Source organism: Corynebacterium tuberculostearicum (genome assembly GCF_016894265.1).
Classification (GTDB): domain Bacteria; phylum Actinomycetota; class Actinomycetes; order Mycobacteriales; family Mycobacteriaceae; genus Corynebacterium; species Corynebacterium tuberculostearicum_D.
Genome location: NZ_CP069791.1, coordinates 1392556 through 1408310 on the forward strand (window position 1 = coordinate 1392556; position 15755 = coordinate 1408310).

Consider the following 15755-nt stretch of genomic DNA (forward strand, 5'->3'; position numbering starts at 1 on the left):
GCTATTGCGTCCCTTGTGTAAGCCTTGCCAGCTGCGGTGTTCTGTGCTGGCCAATGAATTTCCCAACGCACAAGGAAACCGCAATGCACTTTAATTCAGAACACCGCTTGGCCACGAAGAAGCCTCGCCATAAACAAGTCTTAGGCAAAAGGGGAGAGGCCTTCGCAGCGCGCTATCTGCGCGAGCGCGGAGCAGAAATCATCGCTGCCAACGTCTCTTATCGAGTGGGAGAAATCGACCTCATCGCCCGGGAACCTAACGGAACCATTGTCTTTGTTGAGGTTAAGACCCGCGCCAATTCCAACTACGGGGTAGCTGAGGCCGTAACCCCGCAGAAGCTCGCGCGCCTGCGCAAAGCCGCGGCGCAGTGGCTCGACGGAAGGCCACTGTCTGAGGTGCGATTCGACGTTATTGCCTTGGTCGCGCAGGGACAAGGATTCGTGCTGGAACACTTCAAGGGGGTCGAAGATGGCTCTAGGTAATTGTTTGACCATGTCCCTCAACGGAGTCTTAGCCCAGTTGGTTGACGTGGAAGCGAACGTCGGTCACGGACTGCCGGGAATTCACGTTGTAGGCCAGACGGATACCGCAATCTCCGAATCCCGGGACCGAATCAAGACCGCAGCCTTTAATTCCCATCTGCCCTGGCCCAAGACCAAAGTGGTTGTTTCCATGTCCCCGGCTTCGCTTCCCAAATCCGGGTCCCACTTTGACCTACCCATAGCGCTGGCAATCCTCGCGGCACAGGCGGAGGCCGACTTTCCGTCTTATGGCAGCACTCCCTCGCCCGCCCAACGCCTCCAGCGCACCTTGGTCCTAGGTGAGCTCGGACTCGACGGCTCCGTTCGGCCTGTAGCAGGTATTATCCCCGCTCTTCTGGCCGCACGGGAACAGGGAATAACAACTCTCCTTGTTCCGCCTGGCAATGCCGCCGAGGCGACTTTGGTGCCGGACATGGACGTACTGGTTGCTTCGTCGTTGAACGAGGCTTTCGGCTGGGCCTGCGGTAATCGTGGGCTGCCGCAAGCTGGAAGTTTTTCGGGTTCCCTCAACCCCACGCCAGCGGCGGCATCGCGCCTCGACTTTAGCGATATTGCTGGTCAATCCAATGCGAAATGGGCTGCCGAGGTTGCGGCCGCCGGCGGCCACCACCTGATGATGATTGGGCCGCCTGGGTCAGGAAAATCCATGATCGCCTCGCGTCTGCCCACCATTCTGCCTACCCTTACCCCGGACCAGCAGGTCGAAACCACTGCAATTCATTCGCTGACCGGGACCCCAGGTGAGGTTATCGAGCGCGCCCCGTTCATCGCCCCGCATGCCTCGGTTACTCGGGCGGCATTACTTGGTGGCGGTTCCGGACATCCGCGCCCTGGTGCGGTGAGCTTGGCTCACAATGGTGTGCTCTTTCTCGACGAGGCCAGTGAGGTAGCCGCGCCGGTACTCGATGGTTTGCGTGCCCCGCTGGAGGAAGGACACGTGCGGTTGGCGCGCTCGCGCCGCGAGGTAACTTATCCTGCTCGCTTCCAATTGGTCATGGCGGCAAACCCGTGTAGGTGTGCGGCCGAAGACCCGTCCAAGTGCAGGTGCAATCCGCACGAGCGCATGAACTATCTATCCAACCTCTCCGGTCCGCTACGAGACCGTCTGGATATGGTGGTCACGCTAACGGGTCAGGCGGCAACGATTAACGCGGAGGGAGAAGAGGAATCCGCAGTTATCGCCGAGCGCGTCGCCGCGGCCCGTGAACGCGCCGCCGCGCGCTGGTGGGCGGATGGCATCACTGCGCGAACCAATGGCGAAGTCCCTTCGTCCTATTTGCGCCGAAAGAGACCGGCCGCCGAAGCCGCGATGGTCATGCTGTCCGCTTATTTGGCAGATGGCGAAATATCCCAGCGCGGAGTGGACCGCGTATTGAAGCTCTCCTGGACCCTGGCGGATCTAGCAGGAAAGGCGCAGCCGGATCTGGACGAAGTGGGGCGCGCGCTCGATCTACGCGGCTCAATTAATGTAGGGAGGCTCGCAGCATGAGCGAACTTGACCTCTCTACTCCTTATGCCACCTGGGTATACCTCAACCGAGTGGTGGAAGGTCCTTCTGCGGCGTTGCAGGCCTTGCTTACGCAGTACCCAGCTGAGGAAATCGCCCACGGAATCTTTCACCGTGCTGACTGGATAGGCCCGCTTTTGGCGCGCACGGCCTCTCGCTATGACTGGTTGCGGCAAGCCGAAGATATGGCGGCAGCCGAAAGGGTCGGGGCTCGGCTCATTACGGCAGAAAGCCCTGAGTGGCCCACAGAAGAGTTTGACTCTGCATTCGGCTTCTATCAGCACAGCGGGGAGGCCCCAGCTACTTTTGATGACCAAGCATTGCCACCGCATAGCCTATGGGTGCGCGGTGCGCCATTGCAGGCAGAGGTTGCTCAAACTGTGGCCATCGTCGGCACTCGTGCCATTTCTCGCTATGGCTGGCAGGCCACCCACAACGTCGTGTCCGGATTGGTTCAGCATGAATGGACTCCAATATCTGGCGGAGCTCTGGGCGTGGATACCGTCGCGCACGAAACAGCGTTGCACAACAACGGGCGCACGGTAGCTATAGCAGCGTGTGGCATCGACAGGGATTACCCAGCCCGCAATGCCAACCTATTTGCCAAGATTGCAGATAACGGCTGCATCGTTTCTGAATTCGCGCCGGAAACCGCACCGAAGCGCCACCGGTTCTTAACACGCAATCGCTTAGTAGCAGCGCTGAGCCACGGCACAGTAGTTATGGAGGCCGCGTTTCGATCTGGTGCATTAAACACCCTTAACTGGGCAGAGGCGCTTGGGCGCGTTGCGATGGCGGTGCCGGGACCAATAACTACTAGCGGTTCGTTGGGCTGCCACCAGCGCATTCAAGAAGGCCGAGCACAGTTGGTTACCAGTGCCGATGAAATTCGCGCTTTAGTAAGTCGCGCCGGGGAAGTGGACCCAGGCGCACAGTACGAAATCAATTTTGCGGCAACCATGACCCAACGCCTCTCCCGCAATGAGTTGCGCGTCTTTGACGCGACGCCACCGCTAGGGCAGGAGAAAGCAACGGCAGAAGACATTGCCCGCGAAGCGGGATTCCGTTTACCGCTGACAGTTCACTTACTACTGGCACTGGAAAAGATGTGCGTTGTCGTCCGGCATGGCAATACCTGGGCGCGCCGGGAAACGGAATAAATGACACCTGCGTATGGCGAGTACACTGCTGTGGCATGAGTGAAGATGGTAAGTCCGCGAAGGCTCCGAAAGTTGAGGGGCAGATGGCTGAGGCCATTGAGGACTTCGCGGATTTCCAACTACATGTCAAAGGTCGCGCAGAAGCGACGGTGCGCGGGTATCGCTCCGACTTGCGCGACCTTGCACGCAGTGTGCCTACCTTCGCGGAGTTTGACCTCAACAGCCTGCGCCAATGGTTGGCAGAAGCTGTTACGGAAGGAAAGTCGCGTTCCACCCTGGCACGGCGCACCGCGGCAGCGAAGGGTTTTTCTACTTGGGCAGTGCGCGAAGGGCACCTGAAGCGAGACGTTGCTGCCCGCCTAGTTACGCCCAAAGTGGGGCGTCACCTTCCCACGGTTCTCGCTCCTGAGCAGGCCGGCGAGCTAATGGGCAATGCGGTCTCTGCAGATGAAGTCCACTTCCTTCGCGATAGCGCCATCTTGGAGTTGCTCTACGCCTCCGGTATGCGCGTGGCGGAGTTGGTCCGGCTGGACTTAGGCGATATTGATTTTCAACGTGGTACCTTGCACGTCACCGGTAAGGGCAATAAGCAGCGCGTAGTGCCTTTCGGGCATGCAGCGGAAGACGCCTTAAAGCAGTGGATTGACAAAGGCCGTGGAGAAATCGCTGCGGCCGGTACTGAAGCGGTTTTTGTTGGCAGCAGGGGAGGGCGCATCGATCAACGCCAGGTGCGCCGCATTGTAGAAAAGGCCGCCAAAGTCACTGGTACACAGGGGCTTACCCCGCACGGGGTGCGCCACTCTGCCGCAACCCACCTTTTGGAAGGCGGGGCAGATTTGCGCGTAGTGCAAGAATTGCTGGGACACTCCTCGCTTAATACCACGCAGATTTATACCCACGTGTCCGCGCAGCGCTTGCAGCGCGTATACGACCAAGCCCATCCCCGAGCCTAAAGCGGTTTGAGGCGAATTACCGGCATATCCAGCAGAGTTAAAGGATCGATGTAGGTATCTTTTGCAATGAGCGCGCCCCAGTGCAGTCCGGGGTAGCCATCGACGGGATTGCCTAAACGGCCTATCACTTGGCCCTCGCGGACTTCTTGGTCCTGCTTTACGGAGCCGTGCACTGGCTGATACGTCGTTCTCACTCCATCCGCGTGGTCAATGGAGACAACTGGTTTGCCAGCAACCGTGCCCACAAAGGCGACTTCGCCGTCTTCGGCGGCTACCACCGGTGAGCCCACCGATAGGGCCATGTCGACGCCGCGGTGGCCAGGGCTCCACTTCTGTTCTGGGGCATCGAATCCACGCAGCACCCGCGCCGGGCTAGGTTTGCCGGAAGCAGGGTCGACATAGGCCGTGGCCGGTGGGCAACACAAAATAAGAAGCGAAAGAAGGGTGAGGAAAGCGGCGGGGAGGAAGGCGGGGCGTCGGCAAGCGGGAAATGTGGAGGGGGAAAGAAACTGATTCATGGGCACAGTGTCCGCCGGAGGCAAGCGGCTGGGAAGTGAGTTCTCCTTTAGTTGTGGACAACTTGGGTTGCATGATGTGGTTGAGCTGGTTGTGACGATTGAGGCAAAGTGGCTGCGGCGAAGATGTGGATAAGCTGACTTCGGTTTGGAAAAACCAGCGTATGGGGATTATTCTTTGTGGCAGCAGTGTGTCCACCTCGTGGAGGCATTGACTACGCGCGGCGAAGTTGTCGCTTCCTGCTGGAAGGAAGAGACAGCCTGACGGTTGACGTGGTCCTTGGAAACAAGGTGTCAGCGGGGCCTTCGTTGCTAGGGTGCGGAATAAAACACCGCACAATTGGAAAACCGAAAGACAAGATAAAAGAAAGCGAGCGAATCATGGCAGTTGTAACCATGCGCGAGCTCCTCGACGCTGGTGTGCACTTTGGCCACCAGACCCGTCGCTGGAATCCGAAGATGCGTCGTTTCATCTTCACCGACCGTAACGGCATCTACATCATCGACCTGCAGCAGACGCTGACCTACATTGACGAGGCTTACGAGTTCGTCAAGGAAACCGTTGCACACGGCGGCACCATCCTGTTCGTTGGTACCAAGAAGCAGGCTCAGGAAGCAGTTGCTGAGGAAGCAACCCGCGTCGGTATGCCTTACGTCAACCACCGCTGGTTGGGCGGCATGCTCACCAACTTCCAGACCGTTTCCAAGCGTCTGAAGCGCATGAAGGAGCTTCAGGCAATGGACGAGCGTGAGGACGGCTACAAGGGCCGCACCAAGAAGGAAGTTCTCATGCTCAACCGTGAGCGCGCCAAGCTCGAGCGCGTTCTGGGTGGCATCTCCGATATGGCCAAGACCCCGTCCGCACTGTGGATTGTTGACACCAACAAGGAGCACATCGCGGTCAAGGAAGCTCACAAGCTGAACATCCCAGTTGTTGCCATCCTGGACACCAACTGCGACCCGGACGACGTTGACTTCCCGATCCCGGGCAACGACGACGCCATCCGCTCCACCAAGCTGCTCTCCGGCATCGTTGCCTCCGCTGTTGAGGAAGGCAAGAAGGCTCGTGAGGAGCGTCAGCTGGCTGCAGCTAAGGAAGCTGCCGGCGACTCCGCTGAGAAGGAAAAGCGTGACGCTGAGGCAGCTGCCGCAGCTTCCGACCCGGCTTCTGCGGAAAAGTCTGAGGAAGCATCCGCAGACAAGGCCGAGAAGTAGTCTTAACTTCTCGCTAGGAATTTTCCTCACCTGCGTTTAACTGAATACCCCACGCACTTTTGGTGTGGGGCAGCAAGGGAGTAATTCCTACCCAAGGCTGTTTACCAACCCCCGCCACCGTGCTTTAACGGCGGCGGGGGTTGGTTTTATCTATGCTGGGTTCTGCTGAAGCCAGCTCCACCTTTATGCAGAGGTGGGAAAGGGGTGGTTTCTGCCACCCTAAAGCGGCGCGATTTCACCGCGTCGACTACGCTGTTTGAACGAACACTGTTTGATTTTCAAGGAGGATCGCCCCAACTATGGCGAACTACACTGCTGCAGACGTCAAGGCACTGCGCGAAGCTACCGGCTCCGGCATGCTCGATTGCAAGAAGGCTCTGGAAGAGTCCAACGGCGACTACGACAAGGCCGTTGAGTACCTGCGCATTAAGGGCGCTAAGAACGTCTCCAAGCGCGCTGACCGTGAGGCTACCGAGGGTCTCATCGCCGTTTCCGGCAACACCATGGTCGAGATCAACTGTGAGACCGACTTCGTTGCTAAGAACGAGGCTTTCAAGACCTTCGCAGCCAAGATTGCTGACGCTGCTGCTGAGGCCAAGGCAAACTCCGCTGACGAGCTCAACAACATTGAAATCGACGGCAAGAAGGTCTCCGAGGTCGTGGACGAGGAGTCCGCAAAGACCGGTGAGAAGCTGCAGGCACGCCGTGCAGTTACCGTAGAGGGCGACAACGTTGCCGTTTACCTGCACCAGCGTTCCGCTGACCTGCCGCCGGCAGTGGGCGTTCTGGTTTCCTACGAGGGCAGCGAGGAAGGCGCTCACGCCGCAGCCCTGCAGATTGCTGCAATGAACGCTGAGTATCTTACCCGCGAGGACGTTCCTGCAGAGATCGTCGAGAAGGAGCGCGAGATCGCTGAGGCCACCACTCGTGAGGAGGGCAAGCCAGAGGCAGCCCTGCCGAAGATCGTGGAAGGCCGCCTGAACGGCTTCTTCAAGTCCATCGTTCTGCTTGAGCAGGCTTCCCTTTCTGATAACAAGAAGACCGTAAAGCAGGTTGCTGAAGAAGCTGGCACCACCATCACCGGCTTCGTTCGCTACGAGGTTGGCGCTTAAGCCCACCGCGCTTTAACAACTAGCCCACGAAGGACTATCCTTCGTGGGCTTTGTTGTGCGCTCACCGTGCCGACTCGTGCGGATGGACAATCCGCAGGAAAGGGACCGGCACGTCGCAATTGCCTACTGGCCTGCACCGGCGGGCGGTGTGAGGATGCGAAAGATATATGGGTAAGATAGGGCGGAGATTGAAACTGCCCCGCGTTAAGGAGACGAAGTAGGCGTGACTGCTGCAGATATTAAGCGAACCGGATACAAGCGAGTAATGCTGAAGCTGGGCGGTGAGATGTTCGGCGGCGGCAAGGTCGGTATCGACCCAGACGTGGTTGAAAACGTAGCCCGCCAAATCGCCGAGGTCTCCCGCCAGGGAATCGAAATTGCAGTGGTTATCGGCGGCGGAAACTTCTTCCGCGGCGCGGAGCTTTCCCAGCGCGGCATGGACCGTGCTCGCTCGGACTACATGGGCATGCTGGGCACGGTAATGAATTCCCTTGCATTGCAGGACTTCCTCAAGCAGCAGGGCGTCGACTGCCGCGTGCAGACCTCCATCAACATGGCGCAGATTGCCGAGCCGTACCTGCCGCTGCGCGCTGACCGCCACCTGGAAAAGGGTCGCGTGGTTATCTTTGGCGCCGGCATGGGCATGCCGTACTTCTCCACGGATACCACTGCCGCGCAGCGAGCCCTGGAAATTGGCGCTGAGGTTCTTTTCTTGGCCAAGGCGGTCGACGGCGTCTACTCTGATGACCCGCGCACCAACCCGGATGCGGAACTGTACTCTGAAATCACTCCGCGTGAGGTTATTGAAAAGGGCCTCAAGGTTGCGGATGCCACGGCCTTTAGCCTGTGCATGGACAATGATATGCCAATTTTGGTCTTTAACCTGCTGGAGGAGGGCAATATCGCCCGCGCCGCAGGAGGCGAAGTTATCGGCACGCTGGTGCAGTCCTAATACTGTAAGGGCTGCGAACCTGCTACCTTTTTATACAGCCACCCCTATTCGTTTAAGGATGATTTAACCTCATGATCGATGAGATTCAGCTCGAAGCAGAAGAGCACATGACCGCTTCCGTCGAGCACACCCGCGAGCAGCTGGTGACCATTCGTACCGGCCGCGCGAACCCCACCATGTTCAACGGCTTGGTAGCCGAATACTACGGTGTACCTACTCCGATTACCCAGATGGCTACCATTTCCGTACCGGAGCCGCGCATGCTGCTCATCAAGCCTTATGAGCAGTCCATGATTCATGAGATTGAAAACTCCATCCGCAACTCGGATTTGGGCGTGAATCCCACCAACGATGGTCAGGTTCTGCGCGTGACCGTTCCGCAGCTCACGGAGGAGCGTCGTAAGGAAATGGTGAAGCTGGCCAAGAGCAAGGGCGAGGACGGCAAGATTGCTATCCGTAATATTCGCCGCAAGGCCATGGAGCAGTTGAAGAAGCTGCAGAAGGACGGCGACGCCGGCGAGGATGAGGTCATCGCTGCGGAAAAGGAAATGGAAAAGATTACTTCCGGCTACATCGAGCAGGTGGACAAGCTGGTAGAAAATAAGGAAAACGAGCTGATGGAGGTCTAAGACCTCCCATCATTGCCGCCGTGCCCGTCCCCGGCCGGCGGCGCTTTTTCTGTTCCGCGGCCTACAGATCCGAAGTCTGGAGTAAGGGGAGGTCGACCAGTGAAAGTTAGCGAGGGGCGCGAAAGAAGCAGCGAAAGGAGCCGGTCACGGTGAGTGACGCCATTAACCGCCGATTGCCTCAGCCGAAGAATGGTGCAGGCCGCGATTTGCCGGCCGCTATCGGCGTTGGCGTAGGCCTTGGCGCACTTGTCGTGCTCGCCGTATGGGCCGGCCCGCTCGCGTGGTACGCGGTCGTGGCCCTTGCAGTTGGCGTTGCCATGTGGGAGGTACTTAGCCGCCTGCGAGAGCATTCCTATTATATTCCGCGCACGCTGCTGATTATTTTGGGCCAAGCCATGGTGTGGGTCTCGTGGCCACTGGGCGCGCCCGGCCTTGTCGCGGTCTATGTCACCGCTGTGCTGGCGCTCATGTTTGGTCGTCTCTTCCATAATGGTCGCCATCGCCCGCCAATTAACTACCTGCGGGATATGTCCGTCGGCATTTTTGTGCTGACATGGATTCCGCTTTTTGCCACCTTCGCAGCAATGCTGTCGCTGGTATCGACCCCGTTTGCCAGTGGTGCCGCTTCCATCGTCGTCTTCATGTTGTGCGTGGTGGCCTCCGATACTGGTGGCTATATCGCTGGCGTGATGTTTGGCTCGCATCCCATGGCCCCTGCGGTGAGCCCCAAGAAATCGTGGGAGGGCTTTGCTGGGTCCATCCTCTTTGGCGTGGTCACCGGCGCGCTTACCGTGAAGTTCCTGCTCCATCACGACGCCTGGGTGGGCGGCCTGATGGGGCTTGGCCTTGTCATTTGTGCCACCTTGGGTGACTTGGTGGAATCCCAGTTTAAGCGTGAGCTGGGAATCAAGGATATGTCGGCTCTGCTGCCAGGACATGGCGGCTTGATGGACCGTCTGGATGGCATGCTGCCTTCCGCCATGGTCACCTGGGTGGCCATTAGCTTCCTGGCTACGTTCACACCATAGGAGCAGTGGGTACGCAAAAGCCGCCTCTCCCCAATAGTCCTTCCTAAGAAGGCAGGAAAAGGGGAGAGGCGGCTTTTTAAGACCTATACCTGTTGAGCTTGCTTGCGCAGCTGGCGGCGCAGCTCAAACATGCGCCAGCCACCCACTAGCGCCATGATGAGTGCTCCGCCAATGGCGAAGATGAGGAAAGCGATTCCAGCAGGGAACTCACCGGACCAGCCTAGGAAGTTCATGGGAACCGCGTGCTGGTTTTGCATGATGAAAACAATGAGAACAATCAGTAGCAGGAAACCTACGATGAGCGCGATCCACGTGCTGGCTGCGAAAGATCCCTTCGCCTTGCCGGAAGGCTGGGTGGAGTGAGAAGTAGAGCCAGAGACCGTCGGCTCTAGGCTAGAACCGGTCTCCGGTGCAGAAGCGTTCATCTCCGTCGAGGAGAGGTCTGCGTCGGAAGAAGAAAAGTCATCTGCGGGGTAATTCGGATTTGTCATGCATCCATTATTTCTTTAAACCTGTCGATTATGCCACTTGGCACGGCTTTCAATTGGAAAAACCCACGCAGACCGTGGAAAGATGGGCAACACTATGGCTCAACCAGTGAAACTTAACTTCTCCGCCCCGCGCCGCGGACTTCCCCCTAAGCACTTCGCCGACCTGACCGAAGACGAGCGCATTGATAAGCTCGCAGAAATTGGCCTGCCTAAATTCCGTGCAAAGCAGCTGGCTAAGCACTATTACGAGCACTATACCGACAATGTGGAGGATATGACCGATATCCCCGCCGGCAAGCGCGAAGCAGTTAAGGAAGCCTTCTTCCCTGAGCTCATGAAGCCTATCCGGACTACTTCCACGGATGACGGCGAGACCACTAAGTCCCTGTGGCGGTTGCATGATGGCACGCTGCTGGAGTCGGTTCTGATGCGCTACCCAGGACGCGCTACGTTGTGTATTTCTTCCCAGGCCGGCTGTGGTATGGCCTGCCCGTTCTGCGCTACCGGCCAGGGCGGTCTGGACCGTAACTTGTCTACGGGCGAGATCGTTGAGCAGTTCCGCCATGCTGCAGCCGCAATGGCGGCAGAAGGTGGCCGCCTGTCCAACGTGGTTTTCATGGGCATGGGAGAGCCGCTGGCTAACTATAAGCGTGTGGTGCAGGCCGTGCGGCAGATTACCGGCCAGGATGGTGCCGGCTTTGGTCTTTCCCAGCGCAACGTGACTGTGTCTACCGTGGGCTTGGCTCCGGCAATCCGTAAGCTGGCGGACGAGGATTTGGCCTGCACGCTCGCCGTTTCCTTGCACACTCCGGATGATGAGCTGCGCGATGGCCTCGTGCCGGTCAATAACCGTTGGTCCGTCGATGAGGTGCTCGATGCTGCGCGTTATTACGCGGATAAGTCTGCTCGCCGCGTGTCTATTGAGTATGCCCTGATTCGCGATAAGAATGACCAAGATTTTCGCGCGGATATGCTGGGTCGCAAGCTACATCAGAAGCTGGGCTCCAAGGTTCACGTCAATGTCATTCCGCTGAACCCCACGCCGGGCTCGGAATGGGATGCGGCCCCGCAGGACCGCCAAGACGAGTTCGTGCGCCGCGTACAGGCCCAAGGCGTTCCTTGCACGGTGCGCGATACCAAGGGCGATGAGATTGCGGCAGCTTGTGGTCAGCTCGCAGCGGATGAACGGGAAGATAAGTCCGCCTAACTGATAAGATTGGCGGATATGATTATTCCGAATTATCCGCCGCTTGCAGATGACCCCACCGCGCAGGCCTTTGCCGTGCGCGGTCTGAATAAATCTTTCGCTGGACGCCCCGCGGTGTCGAATTTGAGCCTCGACATCCCGCGGGGCTCTATTTGTGGCATCGTTGGCCCCAATGGCGCCGGCAAAACCACCATGTTGACCATGGCATGTGGCCTGCTGCGCCCAGATAGTGGTGAGGCGTTTATCGCTGGGCACAATACGTGGCAGGAACCGATTGCGGCCAAGGCAGCCATGGGCCTACTCATTGATGGCGCTCCAGTCTTTGACCGTTTATCGGGCCCAGAGTATTTGTTCTATCTCGGAGCATTGCGCCGCATGAATCAAGCCGAAGTGGAGCATCGTAGCGCACAGCTTTTGGATGCCTTGCAGCTTGCCGACGCCGCCGATAAACCCATCGCGGACTATTCCGCCGGCATGACTAAGAAGATCCTTTTGGCAGGTGCGCTTTTGCATAACCCAGAGGTCGTAATACTAGATGAGCCTCTGGAAGCGGTGGACCCAGTCTCGGGCCAGCTCATTCAGGAGCTCTTGCGCGCCTATGTCGCCCGCGGTGGCACCGTAATCCTGTCTTCACACGTTATGCAATTGGTAGAAGGATTGTGTGATCATGTAGCCATTATTGCGGGAGGACAGGTGTTATCTGCTGGCCACGTCGAGGAGGTTCGCCAAGGCGGCAGCCTGACGGATGCCTTCATCCACTTTGCCGGTGGGAGTGACTTTGATGCGGGCTCTTTCGACTGGCTGCGTCGTGAAGGCGGCGAGCCGCAGCGCGGGGAAGGGGAGGCGTAGGTTCAATGACTTCGACGCTCCTCAAGCTGCACCGCACACTGTGGGCGCGCAATCTCAAAGCGAATGCCGCAGCGGTTATGATCCCTATCTGCCTATTGCTCTACGGACTTATAGGCCTTGCGTCGCTAGGAGCTCTTGCTGCGGCAGATATCTCCATCGGAACTGGAAAAATGCAAGCGCTGGCCGTGGCCCCCGCTGTAGGCACGCTTGCCTTTATCGTTATCACCCTCATCATGCCCAGCGGGGAGAATCAGCTTTCTGCCCGTGAACTTTCCGCGTTGCCGGTGCGGTTAAAAGACATCACACCGGCACTAGCTATCGCCTCAATACTCAATCTGCGCGCTCCAGTATCTGTCTTGCTCTCCATCGCCTATGCGGTGGCGGGAAGTGTGATCCTGGCGGCCAATGGCAAGGCATTGTTCATCGTTCCCTTCTGCCTCGGCATGCTCTTTGCCTTAGTGCTGACGCTGGTTTTAGTGGACCTCGCGGTCTATGTCGGGGCTACTGTCGCGGAGCTAAGCTCGACCTCCCTTAAAGTTTTGGGTGCGCTGGCGGTGTTCTTGCTCATCTTTGCTTCTAATCGGCTTGCTTCGCTCGCTAGCTCTGACTTCCCATTGGGAACTGTCGGCGAGGGGCTGGCATGGACGCCCGTAGGCGCACCAGTGGGCTGGGCGCTCGCGCTCGCCCAAGGACAACTGGCGGTGGCACTAGCACAGGTCCTCATCGCCGCGGCGTCGCTGGGCGCAGCCGTGTGGGCGTGGCACCGGTTGCTGCGCTTGCAATTCGAGCGCCGCACACTCTTGTCTCCGGCGCACCAACGCCGCGAAAAGGCGAAAGGGATTAGCCGCTTTTCCTTGGGCTCCTTTTCCTATCGCGGACCAGCTGCGATGGAATTTACGCGCTCGTTGCGCTACATCTTCCGTGACTCCCGCCTTATCGGAACCATCATCATGCAGCCGATTTTGGCAATCGTCTTTATCATTCAAGGCTTTACTGCTGATTCCGTCATGCCTTCTATAGGAGTGCTATTTCTGGGACTCTTCGGCGGAATTGTAGCCACAAATGATTTTGGCTATGACGGTCCAAGCCTGTGGGTAAAGATGGCCACACCAGTTCGTCCGCGCACGTTTCTCTACGCGCGGCACTGGGCGCACCTGGCGCCCACAGCCATAACTTTCGTCCTCTCGGCGGCGGTGCTTTTCGCGGTGAGCGCCGACAAAGCGCTCACCGGGTGCTTGATGGTGGTCGCACTGGGAATTTTCATTTCTTCTGCAGGATTGTCATTGCTGCTATCCACCTTTAATCCCTTTGCCACCGCGCGGCCCGGTGGCAGTATGTGGGCAGATAAATCCGGCTACTCGGCCAGTGCCTTCTTAAGTGCCATTTTGAATTTGTTTATTGGCTGGACGCCGATTATCCCTGGCGTCATTCCAATGGCCATCGGCTACGGCTCGAATATGGTACTGGTTGCGCTGGGGTTTATCCTCGTCATCGCGGTTCCAGTTGCGTGTTATATCGTTGCCCTCCGGGTAAGCGGAAAACGCGTGGACAACTCCCTGCCTGAGATTTACGCCAAGGTGGGGCACTGGGTGTCTTAATCCTCCGGCCCCCGCGACAGTGGCCGCATTGCGGCCCTCTCGGGGTCGCGGTTGAGGCCGTGGGGGCTGGGAGTGGGGCCTAAACGACAGGATGTGTTGGTGAGGAGGAGGGGCGTCGCCAAGCGGAGGCATAAAGAAACCGCCGACCTTCGCGGGGAAGGGCGGCGGTAGCTAAAGCGTACTAAAAGCTTAGAGCGTGTGCTTGCCGGAGGAAACCGGGGTGGCGTTGTTGGTGCCTGGCTCAACACGCAGGTGAGAAACGCGGGAAGGCTCAATGTTGAGCGCGCGCAGCTGGGAATCGGTCAGCTCGGCGTATACGCCGGTGTTGGTCTTCTGGTCGTAGACCCAGTCCGGCTCCTGGTGGCCCACCGGCTGGTTGTTGGCGGTCACGGTGCGCACCTGGTGCAGCTTCGGCTGGAAAGCGTGGATGAGCAGGCCAACGGCGAGCAAGATAGCCAAGGCAATGAGCCAGATGGTCTCAACGTGGCCTTTGTGGTTACCAAAGTTGTAGGCAAGCAGGAACAGGACAGAGATCCAACCGGCGATCTGTACGCCAGAGCGGCTGATGCGGGACCAACCGAATCCTGCGGATGGGACGTCCTCAGTAGAAACACCGTCAAATACCTGTGGTACCGGCTTGTGGGAAGACACTTGCTCTCCTTCGCTTCTGCGTGTGTCCGTCTGTGCGATGAGCATGCGGGCACACCAATGCCATTTGTCTGCTACACATTCTAAAACATCGCACCTGAGATGGCGATTAAACACCCCCGTCGCAGTGCGGCGTACCTGCCGCGCCCGCCCAATGGTGGTGGGCGCTAGGGTGGAAGCGTGACTACTCAGCGAATACTCATTCTTGGTTCCACCGGTTCAATCGGCACGCAGGCTCTGGAAGTCATTGCGGATAATCCCGATAAATTCGACGTCGTGGGAATCGCTGCGGGTGGCTCCAACCCGCAGCTCATCATCGAACAAGCCTGTAGCCTCAACCTTTCGTTTGACCACGTTGCCGTGGCCAACGAGGGCGCCGCGGCCGAGGTGTCGGCCGCTTTAGGCGGTTCGGTTTTGAGTGGCGCCGACGCTGCAGAGCACCTAGTGCGCTCGGCCCCGGCCGATACAGTACTCAATGCCTTGGTGGGGTCTTTGGGGCTCAAGGCCACCTTGGCCACATTGGAGATGGGCGAGTATCTGGCCTTGGCCAATAAGGAATCCCTCGTCGCGGGCGGCACGCTGGTTACCCAAAAGGCGCGCCCTGGTCAGATCATCCCTGTTGACTCGGAACATTCCGCCATGGCGCAGTGCCTGCGTGCCGGCGAGGAGGGGGAGCTGGATAAGCTCGTCCTTACCGCCTCTGGTGGTCCGTTTCGTGGTTGGTCGCGCGAAGAGATGTGGGACGTGACCCCTGAGCAGGCAGCGCAGCACCCTACCTGGTCGATGGGGCAGATGAATACCCTCAACTCCGCCACCCTCATTAACAAGGGCCTGGAGCTGATTGAAGCCACCCTGCTCTTTGACATCGCCCCGGAGCGCATCGACGTCACCGTGCACCCGCAGTCCATCATTCACTCCATGGCCACCTTCAAGGACGGCTGCACTATTGCTCAGGTCTCGCCGCCGTCGATGAAGCTGCCCATTTCGCTAGCGCTGAATTGGCCGCACCGCGTCCCAGATGCCCAGCCGGCCTTGGACTTTGCGCAGGCGCATGATTGGCGCTTTGAGCCGCTTGACGATGCCGCCTTTCCCGCAGTCAACCTCGCCTGCCGGGCCGCGGCCGAGGGAACAGGGGTCATCTACAACGCCGCCAATGAGGAGGCAGCGGCCGCGTTCTTGTCCGGGCGCATCCATTTCCCGGAGATCGTGGACGTCGTGGGCACGATCCTTGATTCCGCATCCGAGTTTGCTGGTGTAGTCTCTAGCCTCGATGAAATCCTCGCGGTAGAAGGCGAGGCGCGCAGGCGCGCGAATGCGCTGATTGACTCGCTGGCTGACTAGAAAGCTTT

Annotated in this window: 16 protein-coding genes; 13 read left to right on the forward strand and 3 right to left on the reverse strand. The window is 58.6% G+C overall.

Annotated features, from left to right (window positions below; translation table 11 throughout):
• The first annotated feature begins 83 nt into the window (after positions 1-83).
• Genes I6J28_RS06705 through I6J28_RS06720 form a run of 4 tightly spaced genes read left to right on the forward strand, consistent with a single transcriptional unit; the run spans position 84 to position 4162 of the window.
• On the forward strand, positions 84-482 hold the full coding sequence (locus I6J28_RS06705; protein ID WP_204608525.1) for a YraN family protein: 399 nt from the start codon (positions 84-86) through the stop codon (positions 480-482).
• Entirely contained in the window at positions 469-2031 is a 1563-nt protein-coding gene (locus tag I6J28_RS06710; RefSeq protein WP_204608527.1) for a YifB family Mg chelatase-like AAA ATPase, read from the forward strand. The genes I6J28_RS06705 and I6J28_RS06710 overlap by 14 nt, the downstream gene beginning before the upstream one ends.
• Positions 2028-3209 (forward strand): DNA-processing protein DprA, encoded by a 1182-nt coding sequence (gene dprA, locus I6J28_RS06715; protein ID WP_204608529.1) that lies wholly within the window; start codon positions 2028-2030, stop codon positions 3207-3209. The genes I6J28_RS06710 and dprA overlap by 4 nt, the downstream gene beginning before the upstream one ends.
• A gap of 35 nt (positions 3210-3244) precedes the next feature.
• A complete protein-coding gene (locus I6J28_RS06720; protein ID WP_204608531.1) occupies positions 3245-4162 on the forward strand; it encodes a tyrosine recombinase XerC in 918 nt (305 codons plus the stop codon).
• Here the strand turns inward: I6J28_RS06720 and I6J28_RS06725 are convergent.
• The gene (locus I6J28_RS06725) at positions 4159-4680 is read right to left on the reverse strand and encodes a M23 family metallopeptidase (RefSeq protein WP_239454572.1); all 522 of its coding nucleotides are present in this window, start codon (positions 4678-4680) and stop codon (positions 4159-4161) included. The genes I6J28_RS06720 and I6J28_RS06725 overlap by 4 nt on opposite strands.
• Before the next feature lie 378 nt (positions 4681-5058).
• Between I6J28_RS06725 and rpsB the strand changes: the two genes are divergently transcribed.
• From rpsB to I6J28_RS06750, 5 genes are all read left to right on the forward strand, one after another.
• A complete protein-coding gene (gene rpsB, locus I6J28_RS06730) occupies positions 5059-5892 on the forward strand; it encodes a 30S ribosomal protein S2 (RefSeq protein ID WP_005325233.1) in 834 nt (277 codons plus the stop codon).
• Positions 5893-6191: 299 nt separating this feature from the next.
• Positions 6192-7004 (forward strand): translation elongation factor Ts, encoded by an 813-nt coding sequence (tsf, locus tag I6J28_RS06735; RefSeq protein ID WP_005325225.1) that lies wholly within the window; start codon positions 6192-6194, stop codon positions 7002-7004.
• A gap of 265 nt (positions 7005-7269) precedes the next feature.
• Entirely contained in the window at positions 7270-7956 is a 687-nt protein-coding gene (gene pyrH / locus I6J28_RS06740; RefSeq protein WP_023027755.1) for a UMP kinase, read from the forward strand.
• Between the two features lie 71 nt (positions 7957-8027).
• Entirely contained in the window at positions 8028-8585 is a 558-nt protein-coding gene (gene frr, locus I6J28_RS06745; protein WP_005325221.1) for a ribosome recycling factor, read from the forward strand.
• Positions 8586-8734: 149 nt separating this feature from the next.
• Positions 8735-9613: a phosphatidate cytidylyltransferase gene (locus I6J28_RS06750; RefSeq protein WP_005328723.1), complete on the forward strand. Its 879-nt coding sequence runs from the start codon at positions 8735-8737 to the stop codon at positions 9611-9613.
• An 83-nt stretch (positions 9614-9696) separates the two neighbouring features.
• On the opposite strand, the gene I6J28_RS06755 is transcribed toward I6J28_RS06750, so the two are convergent.
• On the reverse strand, positions 9697-10104 hold the full coding sequence (locus tag I6J28_RS06755; protein ID WP_204608534.1) for a LapA family protein: 408 nt from the start codon (positions 10102-10104) through the stop codon (positions 9697-9699).
• A gap of 82 nt (positions 10105-10186) precedes the next feature.
• Between I6J28_RS06755 and rlmN the strand changes: the two genes are divergently transcribed.
• From rlmN to I6J28_RS06770, 3 genes are read left to right on the forward strand one after another with little or no spacing between them, the layout of a single operon-like run.
• The gene (gene rlmN, locus I6J28_RS06760; RefSeq protein ID WP_204608537.1) at positions 10187-11311 is read left to right on the forward strand and encodes a 23S rRNA (adenine(2503)-C(2))-methyltransferase RlmN; all 1125 of its coding nucleotides are present in this window, start codon (positions 10187-10189) and stop codon (positions 11309-11311) included.
• Positions 11312-11329: 18 nt separating this feature from the next.
• On the forward strand, positions 11330-12160 hold the full coding sequence (locus tag I6J28_RS06765) for an ABC transporter ATP-binding protein (protein WP_204608540.1): 831 nt from the start codon (positions 11330-11332) through the stop codon (positions 12158-12160).
• Positions 12161-12165: 5 nt separating this feature from the next.
• The gene (locus I6J28_RS06770; RefSeq protein WP_204608543.1) at positions 12166-13758 is read left to right on the forward strand and encodes a hypothetical protein; all 1593 of its coding nucleotides are present in this window, start codon (positions 12166-12168) and stop codon (positions 13756-13758) included.
• A gap of 189 nt (positions 13759-13947) precedes the next feature.
• On the opposite strand, the gene I6J28_RS06775 is transcribed toward I6J28_RS06770, so the two are convergent.
• On the reverse strand, positions 13948-14454 hold the full coding sequence (locus I6J28_RS06775) for a DUF2631 domain-containing protein (RefSeq protein ID WP_204608545.1): 507 nt from the start codon (positions 14452-14454) through the stop codon (positions 13948-13950).
• A 132-nt stretch (positions 14455-14586) separates the two neighbouring features.
• Here I6J28_RS06775 and dxr point away from each other — a divergent pair, with 132 nt between their 5' ends.
• Positions 14587-15747 carry a 1-deoxy-D-xylulose-5-phosphate reductoisomerase gene (gene dxr, locus I6J28_RS06780; protein WP_204608548.1) on the forward strand — a complete coding sequence of 387 codons (1161 nt, stop codon included), beginning with the start codon at positions 14587-14589 and terminating at the stop codon, positions 15745-15747.
• Positions 15748-15755: the final 8 nt, after the last annotated feature.